The following is a 19,580-nucleotide window of genomic DNA, read 5'->3' as shown; positions in this document are numbered from 1 at the left end:
TCTCTGGGATCAGGTTAACAGGCTTTCTTCTAGTATACTCCGGTTTCTCACTAGGGTTTTGTAGGTTTTCTAAACGTCATAAAAAAAGCCCCGCAACTTGCGAGGCTGATAATTCAAGTTGAAATTCGATTAGAACGAGAAAGTCGTCCGAATTGTACCGACGTAAACAGTGTCATTGGCATTGTTGTGCTCAGGATTGAAGATCACGATAATGCCAGGGGTGATCGAAATGTTGTTGTTCAAACGCAAGCGGTACAGACCTTCCAGGTGGAACGAGGTATCCGGATCGTCTGCCAAGTCGCTGCTGGTGACTTTCGGCGGCATCCCGAAGATTACCCCAGCCAAGTTGCCCTTACCACCCAGGTCAGGGAACGCCAGCGAAACTGCCCAGTTCAAGATATCTGCTTCTGAACCTGCCAACACTCCAGATTCCGCATTGGCTTTGGTCAGACCACCCCAACCCGATAACACGAAGTTCGGCGTGATGCGGAAGCTTCCTTGAATCCCGAAGTTATCGGTCGAGGTCGCAACACCGCCACCAAACGGAGCGTTGGACAAACGGCTACCGGTTGCGGAAGTGGTTGCGACGTTACCGCCTCGATCGTATCCGCGAACGTAGGTGAAACCGACTTCTGCACCCGGAGCGAATCGGAACGCAAGCTGAGCGAGTGCTGCATTCGAGCCATTGAACACACCACGAGCGCCCGTGGGATCTTGAGCTTCATCGGCGATATAACCGAGCGATAAGGTGAAGGCATTACCCAAAGGCAAGTTTGCAGTCACACCCGCACCACTGACCACACCGGGTGAAGCACCTTGACGGTAGATCGGGTTAAAGCGACCAAAGCGCGAGATCGAGCCTTGTCCATCACTTGCCAACAGGGGGTTGAAGTTGTTGACGTTGTTGTAAAACTCACCGTTGATCGCATCAAGGGTGATGTTTCCACCACGACCGATCGGGAAGCGGTAGAACAATTTATCAACGATCGCAGCGTTACCGCTGGCACCGCCACCCTCGAAGGATAAGCGAGCCATGTTGGTTCCGGTTGCGCCTGGAGCCGCTGCGCTACCAACACCGAAATCTGTAATGTTCCGAGCTTGAATCCGGGTGACTAAAGTATCTTGACCCGTGAAGCTGGTTCTCAGGCTCAGACGAACCCGGTTGCTAAAGGTGGTGTTATCGTCTACGGTGCCTGCTCCGAAGGGTGCCGCAGCTCCACCAGCGGGAGTCGTTCCCACTGCTTTGAAGTCGCCTTGTGCGCCAGAGACTGCGAAGATTGCTTCCCCTTGCAGTTTGGTGGTGGTAGAGAATTGTTGCTTCTCTAAAGTCGTGGTGCGGGCTTCGAGCGAATCAACGCGACCGCGAATCGTTGCCAGTTCTGCTGCGAATTGCTCTTGCAGTTTTTGCAGGGTGGCTAAGTCTTCTTTTTTAACGAGGTCTGCGGTGGATGCTGCGATCAGTTCGTTGACACGATCGAGACACGCATTCAGACCTGCCGCAAATTCAAAACGAGTTGTAGCGCGGTTGCCTCGGAAAGTCCGATCGGGATAACCCGCGATACAGCCGTAGCGCTCAACCAGCGATTGAAGTGCTTGGAATGCCCAATCGGTCGGGCGGACATCAGAAAGCTGAGAAACTGAAGTGACTTGTCCAGCGTCATTTGCTGAGACGGTTCCTTCGTTGCTGTAAGCGTTGACCTGATCGAGAGAGGGAATTGTTTGAGTCGGTTCAGTTTTGACTTCAGATGCGCTTACCAGTCCAGCAGCACCGATCGTAGCGGAGACAGTCAGCGTTGCGCTGAGCAGTACTGGATTTACCAGCAGCGATTTCAACAATTGATTAGCCATGATCACTTCCGTATTCACACCATCGAGTAAAGAACGTTAAGCGTCTACTTCTAAGGGCAGAGTACAACGTCTTCAACAGTATAGTCTAGTACAATCTTTGGGCTGAACCTATCGAAAATTTCAATCATAAATAAATCTACGGATGCGATTGGCTTGTGTCGATTGTTGTGATCTGCAATACATGAATTTCTTTACAGAATCTTCATTGAGTTCAGCCGAATCTCAGAGGCAAAATCTTTCTGAAGGCGATGCCATCGATCGCACACGATCGATAAAATCAGTTTCGTGAAGAAGGGTTAGACGCGCATGATGAGATTCGTTTCAGATCCAGCGACATCACTCAAGATTGAGAAAATGCAGGAGCGAGTGAGATGGCGCAATCCGAAAGTGATCGATCGTGGCATTGATCAGACTCGATTAGCGATCGATGACGCGAAAGAGCAAGAAGCCTTTTCGTTTCTGGTGATTGGCGATAGCGGCTCAGGACGACATCCAGGACATTCTCCTCAGCGCAGAATCACAGAACAGATGTTGCCGCATCGTGAGGAGTGTCGCTTTGTGTTGCATACTGGCGACGTGGTGTATTTGGTGGGATCAAGCGAGTTTTACCCACAGAATTTTATTGAGCCGTATCGGGAATTCATTGTAGGCGGCGAGAACCCGAAGAACATCACATTTGATCAGATGGTGTTTAATCTGCCATTTCTACCTGTGTTAGGAAATCATGATTATTATGATTTGCCGATTTTTTACGGCGTGTTAGCACAACTTTCTTATCCGGTTCGACGAGTTTTACGATCGCGCATCGATTTCGATATTCGCTTTCATGGGTCGTATCAAGGAAGAGCTTTCGCTCAAGCTTTTATGGATCTGCTCTCGACGGCAGATCAGCAAGGGAAACTCGCGGCACATCTGGATCAACATTACACCGCAGAAACTTCGACCGGACGCTGTTTGAAGTACGAACCGGGATCATTTACGCGCCTGCCGAATCGGTATTACACGTTTCGCTATGGTGGGATTGATTTCTTTGCACTCGATTCTAATACGATCAATGAGCCAGTTTTGCCTTCGACCGATCAAAGCGATCGACAAAAACTCATTGAGCAGCGTGACGCGATCGAACAAGAGAAGCAACAGCTAGTGTTAGAAATGGGTCGAATGGATGTATCTGAGCCAGAACAATCAGATCAAGCGGATGATATTCGCGTGAAGTTGCAGCAGCTTGAGGAGATTCAGATCGACATTGAGAAACAGCTCAATCCTTCAGCAAATGTGACCGTCGATTATGAGCAATTGGATTGGTTACGCGATCGATTAGTTCAATCTTGGCAAGATCCTGAAGTGCGAGGACGAATCATTTATTTTCATCATCCGCCGTATGTGACCGAGGCAACGAAATGGTATCAGGCGCAGACTTTCGCCGTTCGATATCGATTGCGGCAAGTGTTTGATGATGTCGTAAAGCAGATTGATCCCAAAGGTCGCCCGATCGTTGATCTCGTGCTCAACGGTCACGCTCATTGTTTTGAGTACCTCAGAACGGTAGACACAGGACATGCAGACTCGAATATCAATTGGGTTGTGTGTGGTGGAAGTGGCTATAGTTTGCGACGACAACGAGAAGAAGGCGCAGAGATCACAGAGCGGGATGGTTTAGAGGAAAAGATTGTTGCAAAATCACAGTTATTTGTCGGGCGAACCGGACAAGGAAGCAACAAGCAGCGACCGTATTCGTTTCTAAGAATTGATGTCACCGCAGACGATCCAGTGAAGTTGATTCTGCGCCCTTATGTGTCGGAATGGTCGAAGCGACAGTGGCACGATCGAGCACTTGATCCCATTGTGATTGGATGATGAGGCAGCAAGAATTGATTGAATTTCTCGATCGCTTTTTTCAAGTGGAGCAATACTCTGAAGATGAGCGAGGCGGAATTTATCGACAAAGCGATCAACTGATTCAACGATTGGGATTGATGTTAGAACCGATTCCGAATGTCGATCGCTGGATTAAGAATCATCGCATTGATAGTTTATTTATTCATCGACCTTGGCAACTCGATCCTGAACTCGATATCGGTGTGACTTACTATCATTTAGCCTTTGATGAACGGTTGACATTGGGATTTAATCCACGATTAGCAGAAGTATTGTCTCTCAGGAATGTGCAACCCTTTGGAGAAAAGGCAGGGCGATCGATTGGAATGATCGGAGAAATTCCGCTGCAGAGTTTCGATCGCTATTCTGGACAAGTTCGAGACATTTTTGGTGGATATGAACCTGCAATTGCTCATCGGGAAAAGATTAGCAAAATTGCGATCGTAGGGGCAATGAATGAAGAACTAGTGCGATCGGCAGCAGACCAAGGTGCAGACCTCTATATCACTGGACAATTTCGAGTCTCTGCAAAACCCGCAGTGTTAGAAACCAGAATGAATGTGATCGAAGTCGGGCATCGTCGATGTGAACACTGGGGATTAAGAGCATTGTCGGGAGTCTTGCGAGAACGTTGGACAAAGCTACAAGTGATTTCGGCTTGAATCTTTAGAACAATGTTAGTTCGACGAGTTTTTTTGCTTCGATTCCGTCTCGCCCCGGAATGAAATTCGGGGCGAGAAAACAACGCAGCGAAAAAATTCATCAACTCACGTTAAAACAAAGCGATCGTCGAATTGAATCAACGATCGCTCTTTCCAAAATTTTTGCTCCCCTTTCCGCAGAGAGAGGAGTTAGAGCACCTTACTTCGCTGCCGCAGCTTCTCGTGCTGCCGAAGCTTCGTCTGGATGAATCCCCAATCGAGTTAAATTCACTCGACCCCGGTTATCGATTTCGCGGATCTTCACGACCACTTCATCGCCCACCGTGACCTCATCTTCAACCTTACCGACTCGATGATCTGCCAACTGCGAAATGTGGATCATGCCTTCTTTTCCAGGCAAGAACTCCACAAACGCACCGATCGGAATAATTCGCGTCACTTTGCCCGCATAGACATCACCCGCACTCAGCTTGCGCGTCATGCCTTGGATGATTGCTTTTGCCCGTTTCGCTTTCTCACCTTCGATCGCGCTAATTGTCACCGTTCCATCTTCAGCAATATCGATCTTGGCTCCGGTTTCTTCGGTGATGCCTTTGATCGTTTTACCACCCGGTCCGATGATCATGCCGATCTGATCCGAATCGATCTTAATCGTCAACAAGCGAGGCGCATAGGGAGAGAGTTCGGGGCGCGGTTGGTCGATCGCTTCGAGCATCTTACCCAAGATATGCAGTCGGGCGGGTTTTGCTCGGTGAATCGCATCGGCAATCACATTCATCGGCAACCCAGAAATTTTCATATCGAGTTGCAGTGCTGTGATTCCGGTGTCGGTGCCTGCGACTTTGAAATCCATGTCGCCTAAGAAGTCCTCAATCCCCTGAATGTCTGTGAGGATGCGAATTTCTTCGCCTTCTTTGATCAGTCCCATCGCTGCACCGCTTACAGGTTTGACGAGCGGAACGCCTGCGTGCATCAGTGCCAGCGTCGAACCAGAAACGGAACCCATCGAGGTCGAACCGTTGGAAGATAAAACTTCCGAGACGACTCGAATCACGTAAGGGAACTGTTCTTTTGGTGGTAGAACTGGAACTAGAGCGCGTTCTGCTAAAGCACCGTGACCGACTTCGCGCCGACCCGGCGATCGCATCGGACGAGTTTCACCGACCGAGAAGGGCGGGAAGTTGTAGTGATGCAGGTAGCGTTTTTCGGTGTCGGGATGCAAATCATCCATTTCTTGCTCGTCGCCCGGACTGCCAAGCGTTGCGATCGATAAAACCTGAGTCAGTCCCCGATTAAACACCCCGCTCCCGTGAACGCGCTGCGGCAGAACGCCGACCCGACAAGAAATCGGACGAATTTCATCAAGCTGACGACCATCAACCCGCACATTGTCCTCGACGACTTGACGACGCATCAGCGTTTTGTTCACATCTTTGAAGGTGTTACCCACTGCTTTGGCATCGGCTGCCGCTGCGACTTTGACCGGATCGTCGTCGGGCAATTCTGCGATCGCGGCAACGAGTGAAGCTTTGACTTCATCGAGTGCAGCATCGCGAACAGTTCGATCTTTTTCCAGTCGCGCCAGAATTTCTTTGACTGGAGCAGTAACGCGATCGCGAATGAAGTTTTCTAGCGTTTGATCAACTTCTGGGGCGGCTTCTTGCACCAGTTCGATTCCGAGTTCCTGAATGAAATCGCGCTGAGCTTGAATCAAATCGCGCACCGCTTCATAACCGAAATCGATCGCTTCGATCATGTCGGCTTCAGGAAGCTGATTTGCGCCTGCTTCGACCATGATCACGCCATTGGGAGAGCCTGCGACAACGAGATCTAAATCACCGGATTCGATCTCTTTATAGGTCGGATTAATGACAAAATCGTCTCCGACTAATCCCACGCGCACTGCCGCCATCGGACCATTAAACGGAATCTTTGCGAGGAGAACCGCGATCGAAGCTCCAGTTACCGCGAGCACATCCGGCGGAACTCGTTCATCCATCGACATCGTGGTTGCCACGATTTGGATATCGTCCCGTAACCAGGAGGGGAACAACGGGCGCATCGGTCGATCAATCAAACGGCTGGTGAGGATTGCCTTTTCAGGGGGACGACCTTCGCGCTTGAGGAATCCGCCCGGAATGCGTCCGGCTGCGTACAAGCGTTCCTCATAATCGACTAGCAAGGGGAGAAAATCGATCCCTTCTCTCGCTTTCGCACGAGTCGCAGTCACTAGAACTGCCGTATCTCCCGACTCGATTAAAACTGCTCCTCCAGCTTGGGGTGCTAACAAGCCTACTTTGAGTCGAATATCCCTTCCATCGAAGGATATTGACTTCTCGAACTCTTGCATGAAGTATATTTTCCTTTCTTCTCTTTGTTTCTGCTTCTTGCAATCGTAGCACTGATATACTTTTTGCTGCTTTTTTATTTCTAGAACTCGAAGAGTACAAAAGGCGTGAAATCTCAGAGAGACTAGGGAAATCATCCTTTGAGCGATCGCGATAGAATGAAATGAATCGGCAGGATTTATACAGCTTGTTACGTTGCTTCACGAATTAGAAAGATTGTTCAATTCGCGTTATCAAAAGCGCGATCGGTGGGATTAAGTTTTACAGAAATTTGGGTCGAGATCATTCAACTTCTCAGAAGATCAGAGGTGGCTTGCCCAAAATTGGATAGATTTGCTTTTATTCGAGTAGATTGGCATGGCAGTTTTACACGGTGGATGGTTCGCGCAAGCAGCAGAGTCGCAGAATGGCGGCTTGTTTTTGTGGGGAGAAATGTGGCGCAGATTGGAATCGATCTCTGCTTCTCCAGCGGTTCCGCTTCATCCCTACGCGATGAATCAAACGGAACTTCTCGCATTTCTAGAACCGTTGGGGCTGAAATTGCCAGGATTGAAGTCTGAAGCTCCAAAACGGGGACGAAAAAGCACATCGACGCTGGAGAATTCGACGACACGAGTTTTGGCGTTACCGATCGACGGAGAAGCGCCCCAGTTATCTGCAACTCCGATTTCCGAATGGGTGCTGTATCCGTGGAAGGTGGAAGGGCTTTGGCTCAATCCTTCTGAAGCATTTGAATTTCTAAACTCGTTGCCGCTGGGTGCTTTGGGCGATGATTCGTTCATGGGCGGCGATTTGCGGTTTTGGTCACATGGGGCGCGATGGGCGTTGGATTTGTTAGCTCGATCGAAGTTTCTCCCTAATCTTGCTCAGTGGGAAGCGCTCTTAGACAGCTCAACCGATCAAACTCGATTGCGTCATTTTGTGCGTCAAATGCCTTCAGTTTGTCGGTTGTATCAGAATGGCGAAGAATTTGCGCTTGATTTGCCGATCGAGCCTCAAGATCTGCTGAATGATTTTCTCAATCAATTGATTGATTCTCAAGTTCGCAAATCAGTCACGTTACCGCGATCGCAATCCCTGCTGCAAACCTGGATACAAGGACTCGGAACGAAATCATCAACGTTGAATGAAACCGACTCGAAAACGTTGTCGATCTCGTTATCAAATTGGAAAGCACCGCTGCAAAAAAGTCAGGCACAATTTCGAGCTTGTTTGAAGTTAATTCCACCTGCTGAAAGTTACCAAAGCTGGAAGATTGAATACTTATTGCAAGCGATCGATGATCCAGAGTTCACGATCAATGCTCCGATGATTTGGCGGAATGCTGTTGAGCAATTGCACCACGAGGGACGAATCATCGATCGACCTCAAGAAACATTATTGATGGGATTGGGACTAGCATCGCGCCTTTATCCATTGATTGAACCCAGTCTGCAAGAAGCCCGACCGCAAGCCTGTTTACTCGATCCCACTCAGGCTTATGACTTTCTGATGAATGTGGTTTGGCGCTTGCAAGATAGTGGAATTGGGGTACTTCTGCCGCCGAGTTTGGCAAATCGGGGCGGACTGGCGAATCGATTAGGCTTGCGAATCAAAGCATCCACGCCAACTAAACAGAAGAAGGGCAAGCTCGGATTGCAGAGTCTATTGAATTTTGAATGGGAATTGTCGATCGGCGGTCAGAGTCTCAGTAAAAAAGAATTCGATCGCTTAGTTGCTAAGAATTCACCTTTAGTTGAAATTAACGGCGAATGGGTCGAACTGCGGCAATCCGATATTCGATCGGCGCAATCGTTTTTTGCAGCGAGAAAAGATCAAACAACACTATCGCTTGAAGATGCGTTGCGGATTAGTACCGGGGATACACAAACGATCGAGAAACTTCCGGTGGTCAGCTTTGAGGCATCAGGCGCACTACAAGAGTTAGTTACAACACTGACCGGAACTGGAACACCAGAAGAAATCAAAACACCCAAAGCGTTTCAGGGCGAACTCAGACCATATCAATTACGCGGCGTTTCATGGTTAGCATTTCTAGAAAAATGGGGGCTTGGAGCGTGTTTAGCGGACGATATGGGACTGGGAAAAACTCCGCAATTTCTCGCATTCTTGATGTATTTAAAAGAACAAAAGCTTTTAGAGAAACCAACGCTTCTTGTTTGTCCAACTTCAGTTCTAGGCAATTGGGAGCGAGAAGTTAAAAAGTTTACACCAACACTTAAAGTATTGATACATCATGGTGATAAACGATTGCAGGGAAAAGCGTTTCAAACTGCGATCGCGAATTGCGGTTTAGTTCTCACCAGCTATCCACTTGTTCAACGTGATGTTAAAACCCTTACCTCTGTTAGCTGGCAAGGTATCGCACTAGACGAAGCACAGAACATCAAAAATTCAGAAGCTAAACAATCCCAAGCTGTTCGAGAATTAGAAGCAGAATTCAAAATTGCACTGACTGGAACCCCTGTCGAAAATCGGTTAACTGAACTATGGTCAATTCTCGATTTTCTCAATCCAGGTTATTTAGGACAGAAGAACTTTTTCCAGAGACGATTCGCGATTCCGATCGAGCGTTACGGTGATACTACTTCGCTGCAAACATTACGATCTCTAACCCAACCGTTCATTCTGCGCCGATTGAAAACAGATCGCTCTATCATTCAAGATCTGCCCGAAAAGCAAGAAATGCCCGTTTACTGTGGACTTTCTGCTGAGCAAGCCGCATTGTATCAAGCGATCGTGGATCAATCTCTCGCCCAAATCGAAGCCGCAGAAGGCATTCAGCGTAAAGGAATCATTCTTGCATTGCTCACGAAGCTCAAACAAATTTGCAATCATCCCGCATTATTTAACAAAGAAGAAACAATTCCATCTAATCGATCGGTGAAACTGCAACGACTTGAAGAAATGTTAGAAGAAGCCGTTTCAGAAGGCGATCGCGCTTTGATTTTCACGCAATTTGCAGAGTGGGGTAAGCTGCTCAAACCGCATTTGGAACAACAATTAGGACGGGAAACGCTTTTCCTTTATGGCAGCACACCGAAGAAACAGCGCGAAGAAATGATCGATCGATTCCAAAACGATCCGCAAGCTCCGAGAATTTTTATTCTGTCACTCAAAGCGGGCGGAGTTGGATTAAACCTTACTCGTGCGAATCATGTGTTTCACTACGATCGGTGGTGGAATCCAGCGGTTGAAAATCAAGCAACCGATCGCGTTTTCCGCATTGGTCAGCAGCGCAATGTTCAAGTGCACAAATTCGTCTGTACCGGAACCTTAGAAGAACGAATTCACGACATGATCGAGAGCAAAAAAGCATTAGCAGAACAAGTGGTCGGGACAGGTGAAAACTGGCTAACAGACTTGAATACCGATCAGTTAAGAGATTTGCTCTTGCTCGATCGTAGTGCAGTGATTGAGGACTAAACCGATGAGTGATGCTTATGCTCAACCGAGTCGCGAATGGTGGGTCGAACAATGGATCGAAGTTCTAGAACGCATTGGATTCACACAGCGGTTAGCACGAGCGCGAAACTATGCGCGTCAAGGAAATGTATTAAGCATCGAGTTCAAAGGTGCAAAAGTAACTGCGAAAGTGCAAGGAACGGCACCTGAACCTTATGAAGTGACCTTTTCGCTCGATCGCTTTACCGATGAAGAATGGAGCTATGTGATTGAAACAATGGCAGAACGAGCCATCTTTTCTGCCAAACTGCTTGCAGGCGAAATGCCACAAAACATTCAAGATGTCTTCACCGCGAATGGACTCAGCCTATTTCCCTTCGACAAATCGAGCATTCATAGCCGCTGTAGTTGTCCCGATCCAGCCAATCCTTGTAAACACATCGGGGCTGTTTACTATCTTTTGGGTGATCAATTCGGAGAAGATCCGTTCGTGATCTTTCAACTGCGTGGACGCACTAAAGACGAAATCATCAATGCTCTGAGACAAATTCGCAGCTCAGGAGAAGAACCGACTGCAACAAGTGCGATCGTTCGTCCTGCAACACCGCTCAATCCTGATCAATTCTGGATTTACACTGAGCAACTCGAACCTTCGCTCATTGTGATTACGCCGCCACCCAGTAGTGAAACGGTGCTCGATGTACTCGGAGCACTTCCCATCAAAGTAGAACCGCCTGCGAACCAAGTTGCGATGGAAACGCTGAAATTGGTTTATCAAACGGTCAGCATGGAAGCGGTTAAATTGGCAATGGCGATCGGGGGATGATCGATCGTAAAATTGATGGTTTTTGTATTAAGAAAACGTTGCAGTTTTAGCGAATCAAAATAGTAGGAATAAGTAAGGCTCTATATTTTCTTGAAACTACATCACTGGTTTAGCTTGATATTTTTTAGCAGTGCTGCGATTTATACCGTAGTACTTAAAATTCTTTTGAGAGCAGAATCCAGTCTATTCTCTCAAACCTGAATCATCCATATTTTGCAGCACAGTTTCGGGAATTTCTCGACTCTGTGAAGCGTGTATGAAGTGATACTTACATCTGCATGGATTGTTTGAAAATTCAACGCGGTTTTCACGGAACCCGGTAGAGCAAAGTCAACAAGAATGGTAATTAGAAAGGGTACGAAACTTTTTGCTCTGAGTAAATCATGGTACAAGAACGGATTTTAACTGAATCTTTTAGGAATGCAGATGTCGAACAATTCAATTGGATTTTTGGCACCAGTCGATCGACTGCACTTCCTCCGATTCTGACTGCTCGCGGTAGCAGTTCCGCCTCATTTCGTGGACTCCCTGGCGGCGGTACAGATACCCCTGGTAATGGTGCACTCCGACTCACCAACAACACTCAGAATCAAGGCTCCTTTGTCATCTATGACAAACCCCTCAACTCTGCATCGGGTCTTTCCGTCCAGTTCGATCTTTATTCCTATGGTGGCAGTAGTCCTGGAGCAGATGGAATTAGCTTCTTTCTAATCGACGGTAGCGCCAATCCTACAACGGCTGGCGGCGTGGGTGGCAGTTTGGGATATTCCTCGAATTCTACTCCGGGAGAAGTCGGACCAGGAATCGTCGGAGGTTACTTGGGTATTGGCTTCGATGAATTTGGCAACTTCGCTGTTAATCGATATGGATCAGGTGGAATTGCCAGTGCCGATCGTGTGCCTCAATCGATTACCGTTCGCGGTCGAGAAGGATTAAACTATCCATTCATCACGACCACAGGCAGACTTCCTGGCGGAGCTACGATCGATTCAACCAGTACGACTCGCCCTGAAGCACGTCGGCGAGTTGGTGTTGATTTATCTAATACGGGCTTGCTCTCGGTTTCATTCGATCTCAACGGCGATGGCACCCTGACCTCGAACGAGCGAGTCATTTCAGATTTCAATGTGACGACCACCAACGGAGCTTTACCCGGTACCTTCAAGTTTGGATTTGCAGCATCGACCGGAGGTTCCACCAACTTCCACGAACTCAACAATCTGCAAATCAACACGTTTGACGGACCGTACAGACCGCTGGTTGAATTTCCTTCAACGACGCGGGTCATCAAGCCGACGGGAACGTTTGAGGTGACAGCTACGATCGATGTCGCCACCACGCAAACAGTCACGATTCCGCTGGAATTTACGGGCACGGCACTTCGGGGAACGGATTACAACATTCCAGGCTCAATTACGATCGCACCTGGACAAACTACAGGCAGCGTCACACTGACTGGACTAATTAACTCTCCGACCGTGAGCGATAAAACGATCGAGATTCGCCTTGGAACTCCGACAAATGCCGATCGTAGTCCTCAGAATTCAACGAAAAACGTTTTGCTGACCCGAATGAGCGACAACGATTGTGCCATTCCTGATTTCAATGGCGACAACAAAGTCGATATTCCCTGGCGAAACGTCAATTCAAATGAAACCGCGATTTGGCTGATTGATGGCACCAAGGTGGTAGATGGGAGTGCTCCGGGAGCGACCGATCCTGGTTGGGAAATTGTCTCCACTCGCGATTTCAACGCAGATGGTAAAACTGATTTGCTCTGGCGCAATTCCATCACAGGAGGTAACTCGCTCTGGCTGATGGATGGCAAAAATGTCTTGAGAGGCGAAAGCATTGCGTCCGTAGCAGATACCAACTGGCAAGTGATTGGATCACGTGACTTCAACAATGACGGAACCGCTGACATCTTCTGGAGAAATCGCTTATCGGGTGATAACGTCGTTTGGTTGATGAACAGCTTTAATGTGATCGATGGACGATCGATTGGTGTCGTTTCGACCGATTGGCAAATCTCTGATTTTGCAGACTTCAACAATGACGGAAAAGCCGATGTCGCATGGCGGAATTCTAACTCTGGTGGCTCTGTTGTTTGGTTGATGAATGGCAGCACCGTGAGTGAAGGACGTGCACTCGTTCCGCTGGCTGATCCAAACTGGGAATTCGTAGCGGCACGCGATACCAGCGGAGACGGTAAAGCGGACATTATCTGGAGGCAGCGAAATTCTGGACAAACCGTCGTCTGGCTAATGGACGGTGCGACGGTTGCAGGTGGAGGATTACTGTCGGCTCCAGATGCAAACTGGCAGATTGCGGATGTTTGTGACTTTAATGCAGACGGAAAAGCCGATATTGTCTGGCGGCATCGGACATCGGGCGAAAATGCAATCTGGCTGCTGGATGGTGCAACAGTTTCGACTGGCGCGCTGATTCCGACGGTTGCCGACGTGAACTGGGAAATCGTCGCAGCACGAGACACGAATCGCGATAACAAAGCCGATCTGATTTGGCGGAATCGGGTGAATGGTGGAGATGCGATCTGGTTAGTCGATGGTACGGAGATTACCGCAGGCGAAGCGACTCCAACGGTTGATACGGGGTGGCAGATTCGGATTCGTCCGAAAGCGTTAGCGCTCTAGAATTCAGTGAATCGGAAGCAAAAATGAACGGCTTCCGATTCTTTGGTTGCGCGAAACTGTCCCGCAAAGCCGTAGACTGGAGAATGCAATTTATCCGTTTGAAGCTAAGTGACCGTGCGAAAAATTATCATTGCTGGCAATTGGAAAATGTTTAAAACTCAGGCAGAAACGCTGGAGTTTTTGCAAGGATTTATGCCTCTGTTGGAGGAGACACCGGACGATCGAGAGATTTTGCTGTGTGTGCCGTTTACCGATTTAGCAGTGTTGTCAGAGAATTTGCACGGAAGCCGGATTCAGGTCGGGGCGCAGAATGTTCACTGGGCGGAATCAGGGGCATTTACTGGCGAAATTTCTGCATCGATGCTGGTGGAATTGAGCGTGCGCTATGTGGTGATTGGACACAGTGAACGGCGACAGTTTTTCGGTGAAACGGATGAAACGGTCAATTTACGCCTGAAAGCGGCTCAGAAAGCCGGATTGAAGCCGATTCTCTGTGTGGGTGAAAGTAAAGCGCAGCGGGATGCGGGTGAAACGGAAGCCGTCATTTTTGAGCAGTTAGAGAAGGGTTTAGCAGGCGTTGACCAAGAGAATTTAGTCATTGCTTATGAGCCGATTTGGGCGATCGGGACAGGCGATACGTGTGAATCGATCGAGGCAAATCGCGTGATCGGTTTGATTCGCAGCAAGTTAACGAATCCGAATGTAACGATTCAGTATGGCGGTTCGGTGAAGCCTGAGAACGTGGATGAAATCATGGCGCAGCCGGAAATCGATGGTGCATTAGTGGGCGGCGCAAGTCTTGATCCAAAAGGATTTGCGCGGATTGTGAATTATCAGTAGGTCAGAATCTGTAACGTTTCTATAACCGATCGCAATTTTGCTCAAACTCGAATGAGACACTGAAATCTGAGCGTTCGTCAGTGTTTCAGTTGGAGCGAGTTGGATGACCCCGCGATCGGTTGAGTCTTCTAAAAAGAAATTATGGTACGCCGCGATTAAACCCCCGATGTATAGTGTGGCGATTATGCCGATTTGGGTCGGGTCGATGGTGGCATACGCGGAAACTCGATCGCTCAATCCAGTGATTTTCTTCACGTTTCTGGTGTCTGCGATCTTGATTTTGGCGTGGGAAAATTTGAGCAATGATGTGTTCGACTCGGAAACGGGAGTCGATGTGAATAAAGCGAATTCGGTGGTGAATATCACGGGAAATAAGTCGCTTGTGTTTTGGATTGCGAATTTTTTCTTGTTGTCGGGACTGGCGGGAATTTTGTCGATCGCGCTTTGGCAACGAGATTTTACGGTGATTGGGTTGATTCTGGCGTGTTGTGCGATCGGGTATGTCTATCAAGGTCCTCCATTTCGACTGAGCTACAAAGGGTTAGGTGAGCTGTTGTGCTTTGTGGCGTTTGGTCCTTTGGCGTTTGGAGCGGCTTATTATAGTCAGACGCAAGCTTGGTCGAATGTGAATTTTGCGGCATCGATCGGGGTCGGAATTGCAACGAGTTTAGTCCTGTTTTGTTCGCATTTTAATCAAGTGAAAGATGATGCGGCGATCGGGAAAAAATCTCCGGTGGTTAGACTTGGAGCAAAGCGATCGGCTGAATTATTACCGTGGGTTTGTGGCAGCTTTTACGCGTTGACGATTTTGTTTGTGATTCTGAAAGTGTTTCCGTTCTGGACTCTATTATCACTACTGAGTCTTCCAATTGCGAAACAGTTATGTCATACGATTGGTTCACAGTATGATCAGCCACATAAACTTTTACGGTGTCGATTAATTGCCGTCAAATTACATTTCTGGTATGGATTGCTGTTTGGATTAGGATTTCTCTTAGCGTGACAAAGTTTCGATTTGAGTATCGTCCTTATCAACGAAAATTTCGTCAACCGCTCAAAACACATCACGGCATTTGGGTGGTACGAGAGGGGATTTTAGTACGATTGGAAGATGAATCTGGGCGCGTTGGATTTGGAGAGATTGCGCCGCTTGAATGGTTCGGGTCAGAGTCGATCGGGGATGCGATCGCATTTTGCCGAAATGCTCCAGAAACGATCGATTTCGAGTGGATTCGATCGATTTCTTTTCCGGCGTGTCAATTTGGATTTGAGACTGCTCTGGAAAGCCCCCTAAATCCCTCACGAGTGGGGGACTTTGAAGAGCAAAGACACAGTGGATTATTGGGAAAAGTAGAGGATTGGGAATTGCTTTGGGGGCAGAGGTATCGAACGTTTAAAGTGAAAATTGCAGTTGCACCAATCGAAATCGAAATTGCAACGGTTGAATCATTGTTAAACGAATTACCAGAAGGAGCAATTCTTAGACTTGATGCAAACATGGGATTAAATGAAATTGAAACGCATCAGTGGTTAGAGTTTTGCGATTCTTACAACATTGAATTTATAGAGCAGCCAATGCCAGTCGATCAATTTGAAACAATGCTGAAATTGAGTCAGCAATATCGAACTTCGATCGCATTAGATGAATCGGTTGCAAGTCTGGAACAACTGCGAGATTGTTACGATCGAGGATGGCGCGGAATTTTTGTGATTAAACCTGCGATCGCTGGATTTCCTTCAAAGCTGCGTGAATTCTGTCAGCAAAATCAGATTGATACCGTTTTTTCGACTGTGTTTGAAACTGCGATCGGGCGACAAATGGGATTGCAACTTGCGGCAGAATTGAGTAAACGAGCCGTGGGATATGGAACAAATCATTGGTTTGATGAGTTGAACAGTGAAGACTTTGAGAAGTTATGGAACAGCTTCTAAGTCGGTTAGCGAAGTTTGATTTTGCTGAGCGCGATCGATTAGTGAAGTTGGCGAAACTTCGGTATCGGGAAGTGTTGGAGTTTGAGAAGCCGAATGTTGTGTTGTGCGATCGCGATCCGGTTCAGTTTTTGGCGGGATTTGTTGCGGCTTGTTCGGCTCCGTGTCATGTGTTTTTATGTAATCCCGATTGGGGTGGGTCTGAGTGGCGGCAGGTTTTGGAGTTCGTTAAACCGAGTTTGGTTTGGGGTGAATCTGAGGGGTTGTTTGAGATCGATCATTCGTTGGAATCTGTTCCGGGGTTGTTTGAGATCGATCGTTCATTGGAATTGGTTCCAGGGTTGTTTGAGACGGATCGTTTATCGCATTCACCCGCCCCGGAATGGAATTCGGGGCTAACAGTGCGAAGTCCACTGAAGGGGACTGAAGATGAACTAGAGCGGAGAATTTCACAGAACCTCAGTAGTCATCTGTTCGCTTCAAATTTGATCATGATTCCAACAGGTGGCACATCGGGAAACGTTCGATTTGCCATGCACAATTGGGAAACACTCAGCGCATCTGTGCAAGGATTTCGCCAATATTTTGAAACCGATCGCATTCATTCCTACTGTGTTCTGCCGCTCTATCACGTCAGCGGTCTGATGCAATTTATGCGATCGTTCCTCACCGATGGCAGATTCATCACGCAATCCTGGAAAACCTTAGACACTCAATTCGATCCTCAAGACTTTTTCATTTCGCTGGTTCCGACTCAACTACAACAATTGATGAATCATGCGGATTGGTTAGCGAAATTCAAAACAATCTTGTTAGGGGGTGCGCCTGCGTGGTCTGATTTGCTTGAAGAGGCTCGATCGAGAAACTTACCGATCGCCCCAACCTACGGCATGACGGAAACCGCTTCTCAAATTGCCACCCTCAAACCTGCGGATTTCTTGAGCGGCATCGAAGGCTGTGGGCGCGTTCTGCCTCATGCGGAGATTACGTGCAGCAAAGCTGATCCGTCCCGGATCGCCAATCAAAAACTGAGGATTCAAGCAAAATCACTCATGCTTGGTTACTATCCAAATTTTTTACCTGAGCCGACGTTTGATCCCGATGACTTGGGCTATTTTGACGATCGACAATTCCTGCACCTAATCGGACGCGCCAGCAATAAAATCATCAGCGGTGGTGAAAATATTTTCCCGTCCGAAGTTGAAGCAGCAGTACGATCGACTAATTTAATTCAAGATATTCACGTTTTAGGAACGCTCGATCCAGTCTGGGGGCAAAGCGTTACAGCGATTTTTGTGCCGGGTGAAGAAACGATTACGATCGACCAGATTAAAACCGAACTGCGATCGCGTCTCGCCTCCTTCAAACATCCGAAGCGCTGGATCAAAGTCAACCAAATTCCGCGAACGGCTCAGGGAAAAATTATTCGCGATCGCATCGAAGAAATCATCAAATTATCCGAACATCTGTGACAGTTGACGGGCACACATACTACACTTGTATTATAAACCTGTCCACTTTATCTAAGGAGACTCATGATGCACACCTTAACTCGCACCAGCACAACGGAAATGGAAGTGACGAGCATCCGTTTAGAACGTGAGTTGAAGGAGGAGCTTAAAGCACTTTCCGGCAATCAAGGCTATCAAGCGCTCATTCGCGATATTTTGTGGAACTATGTGCAACAGCGATCGGGCAGCTATTCCCCCGAACTTTCAGCCGCCGATGTCCGAGCAACTCTGTCCGCAACGGCTCAAACCGACGATCGCTGCGCCCTCACTGGAAAACCGATTCATTCTGGAGAACCGATGCTGCTCGGCTTTACCGTCGAAGGCAATCTTATCCCCCTCAGTCTCGGCAGTCTGCCCTAACTCGAAATCCCCGGAGAAAGGATGAAGCAATTCTCCTTTCTCCTGTTATGATGAATATCGTTCGCGGATGTGGCGGAATTGGTAGACGCGCCAGATTTAGGTTCTGGTTTCGCAAGAAGTGAAGGTTCAAGTCCTTTCATCCGCATTTTTAACCGCTTTGATCGCCCGTTGGTGAAACTGGTCAGACTGACTCAATAATGCAACTAAAACGCCTGTATCTAACAACAAGGGACGTTTTATCACTGACCAAATCCCTTAAAGTAGCTTTTGTTCGTCGATAAATCAGAGGGCAATCCTTCTAGAGATCCGATCAAATCTCCAGCCGCTTCTAAAAACGAGATTGCTTCAGTTTGTTCAGTCGGAATAACAGATGCTTCATCAATCACGAGCAGTACTTTGAACGTTCCAACAGGTAAATTCTCAGGTAGCTGAATCTTGAATTCCTGGTTTGGGGTAATAGTGATGATCGTTTCGATTGTTTTCATCGCTGCGTTTGGATTGAAGCTAATTTCACTGTAGCTGTTATTGCACTAAAGGAGCCTAAAACGTCAAAAAGGGATGCAAACTACATCCCTTTCGCTGAGAAAAACGCTCTTTACTTTTGCTGAACTGCTTAAGCAATCCGTTTTTCGAGGTACTGTCCGATCATTTGTTGTTCGCCAGCGCGAGAAATGATTGTTTGACGAGTCCGATATTTGCCACCGATGAGTTTTAACTCTTCTTCAAACACTGAGCCTTTGTATTCGGTTCTGAGGCAGAGCGTATCGGGGTTGTTGAAGTAGAAGCCTGCGGTTACAGGTTTGGACGTGGCGAAACCGCGATCGCGATACAACACCGAGCCAATTACGCCAAACAAAGTCGATCCTTTGGATTCTGTGCGACCGGAGACGGTATTCTCGCTGTCCCAAGTCACGGCTGCACCACAGGTCATCGAAGTTTCGTCTTCGAGTCCATGCAGGCGTGCAAGTTCGATCAATTCAGGTGAGCCTTGCTCCAAAAACTGGATGGTAATGAGGCTGACCATTTCCTTTGCTTCACCGTCAGGCAGTGTGTAATAGCGACGCTCCGATCGCCATTGCCCTTCGGATTGCTGGAAAAATGCTGCAATCAACTGGTCGTCCGCTTTGGAGGAAAGTACAGATACAGTCACAGAACACCGCTCCTTCGAGAGAGTAAATAGTAGCTACAAAATTTATACGTTGGAAGATGGAGTTTGAAACACTTCCCTAGGAATTAATCAAGAACAAGTTAACAAATTTTAATATACTGAGAAATGAGGCGATGAGCAACAGACCACAGATAGAAGAGTCGGTCTGTCA

14 protein-coding genes and 1 tRNA gene are annotated in these 19,580 nt (G+C 47.8%); 11 read left to right on the top strand and 4 right to left on the bottom strand.

The features are described 5' to 3' along the window. Positions 1–129 precede the first annotated feature (129 nt). Positions 130–1,848: an iron uptake porin gene (locus tag NIES2104_RS23725; RefSeq protein WP_059000709.1), complete on the bottom strand. Its 1,719-nt coding sequence runs from the start codon at positions 1,846–1,848 to the stop codon at positions 130–132. Positions 1,849–2,154: 306 nt separating this feature from the next. Between NIES2104_RS23725 and NIES2104_RS23720 the strand changes: the two genes are divergently transcribed. Together NIES2104_RS23720 and NIES2104_RS23715 are read left to right on the top strand one after the other, a co-directional pair. Next, on the top strand, positions 2,155–3,705 hold the full coding sequence (locus tag NIES2104_RS23720; protein ID WP_263971022.1) for a metallophosphoesterase: 1,551 nt from the start codon (positions 2,155–2,157) through the stop codon (positions 3,703–3,705). Further along, positions 3,702–4,388, top strand: coding sequence for a Nif3-like dinuclear metal center hexameric protein (locus NIES2104_RS23715; protein WP_059000708.1), 687 nt, complete (start codon positions 3,702–3,704; stop codon positions 4,386–4,388). The genes NIES2104_RS23720 and NIES2104_RS23715 overlap by 4 nt, the downstream gene beginning before the upstream one ends. A gap of 199 nt (positions 4,389–4,587) precedes the next feature. Here NIES2104_RS23715 and NIES2104_RS23705 read toward each other — a convergent pair whose 3' ends face one another. Continuing rightward, positions 4,588–6,738 carry a polyribonucleotide nucleotidyltransferase gene (locus NIES2104_RS23705; protein WP_059000706.1) on the bottom strand — a complete coding sequence of 717 codons (2,151 nt, stop codon included), beginning with the start codon at positions 6,736–6,738 and terminating at the stop codon, positions 4,588–4,590. A 355-nt stretch (positions 6,739–7,093) separates the two neighbouring features. Between NIES2104_RS23705 and NIES2104_RS23700 the strand changes: the two genes are divergently transcribed. The 9 genes from NIES2104_RS23700 to NIES2104_RS23660 all read left to right on the top strand — a co-directional run bounded on the left by NIES2104_RS23700 (position 7,094) and on the right by NIES2104_RS23660 (position 18,406). After that, entirely contained in the window at positions 7,094–10,162 is a 3,069-nt protein-coding gene (locus NIES2104_RS23700; protein WP_059000705.1) for a DEAD/DEAH box helicase, read from the top strand. A 4-nt stretch (positions 10,163–10,166) separates the two neighbouring features. Continuing rightward, a complete protein-coding gene (locus tag NIES2104_RS23695; RefSeq protein ID WP_059000704.1) occupies positions 10,167–10,967 on the top strand; it encodes an SWIM zinc finger family protein in 801 nt (266 codons plus the stop codon). A gap of 383 nt (positions 10,968–11,350) precedes the next feature. After that, entirely contained in the window at positions 11,351–13,621 is a 2,271-nt protein-coding gene (locus NIES2104_RS23690) for an FG-GAP-like repeat-containing protein (protein WP_059000703.1), read from the top strand. Positions 13,622–13,735: 114 nt separating this feature from the next. Next, the gene (gene tpiA, locus NIES2104_RS23685; RefSeq protein ID WP_059002038.1) at positions 13,736–14,461 is read left to right on the top strand and encodes a triose-phosphate isomerase; all 726 of its coding nucleotides are present in this window, start codon (positions 13,736–13,738) and stop codon (positions 14,459–14,461) included. Between the two features lie 103 nt (positions 14,462–14,564). Beyond that, positions 14,565–15,464 (top strand): 2-carboxy-1,4-naphthoquinone phytyltransferase, encoded by a 900-nt coding sequence (gene menA, locus NIES2104_RS23680; RefSeq protein ID WP_059000702.1) that lies wholly within the window; start codon positions 14,565–14,567, stop codon positions 15,462–15,464. Next, on the top strand, positions 15,461–16,393 hold the full coding sequence (locus NIES2104_RS23675) for an o-succinylbenzoate synthase (RefSeq protein ID WP_059000701.1): 933 nt from the start codon (positions 15,461–15,463) through the stop codon (positions 16,391–16,393). Before menA ends, NIES2104_RS23675 begins: the two co-directional genes overlap by 4 nt. Beyond that, on the top strand, positions 16,378–17,862 hold the full coding sequence (locus tag NIES2104_RS23670) for a 2-succinylbenzoate--CoA ligase (protein WP_059000700.1): 1,485 nt from the start codon (positions 16,378–16,380) through the stop codon (positions 17,860–17,862). The genes NIES2104_RS23675 and NIES2104_RS23670 overlap by 16 nt, the downstream gene beginning before the upstream one ends. 63 nt (positions 17,863–17,925) lie before the next feature. Beyond that, positions 17,926–18,261 (top strand): hypothetical protein, encoded by a 336-nt coding sequence (locus NIES2104_RS23665; RefSeq protein WP_339375199.1) that lies wholly within the window; start codon positions 17,926–17,928, stop codon positions 18,259–18,261. Between the two features lie 63 nt (positions 18,262–18,324). After that, positions 18,325–18,406: transfer RNA gene (locus NIES2104_RS23660), tRNA-Leu, on the top strand. Between the two features lie 94 nt (positions 18,407–18,500). On the opposite strand, the gene NIES2104_RS23655 is transcribed toward NIES2104_RS23660, so the two are convergent. Then, positions 18,501–18,746, bottom strand: coding sequence for a hypothetical protein (locus tag NIES2104_RS23655; protein WP_059000699.1), 246 nt, complete (start codon positions 18,744–18,746; stop codon positions 18,501–18,503). Between the two features lie 128 nt (positions 18,747–18,874). Beyond that, positions 18,875–19,411 carry a phycobiliprotein lyase gene (locus NIES2104_RS23650; RefSeq protein WP_059000698.1) on the bottom strand — a complete coding sequence of 179 codons (537 nt, stop codon included), beginning with the start codon at positions 19,409–19,411 and terminating at the stop codon, positions 18,875–18,877. Between the last annotated feature and the right edge of the window lie 169 nt (positions 19,412–19,580).

The sequence above is a fragment of the Leptolyngbya sp. NIES-2104 genome (genome assembly GCF_001485215.1).
Lineage (GTDB): Bacteria > Cyanobacteriota > Cyanobacteriia > Leptolyngbyales > Leptolyngbyaceae > Leptolyngbya.
The sequence above is the reverse complement of the archived record's forward strand: the minus strand, read 5'-3'. Positions and strand labels throughout refer to the sequence as shown.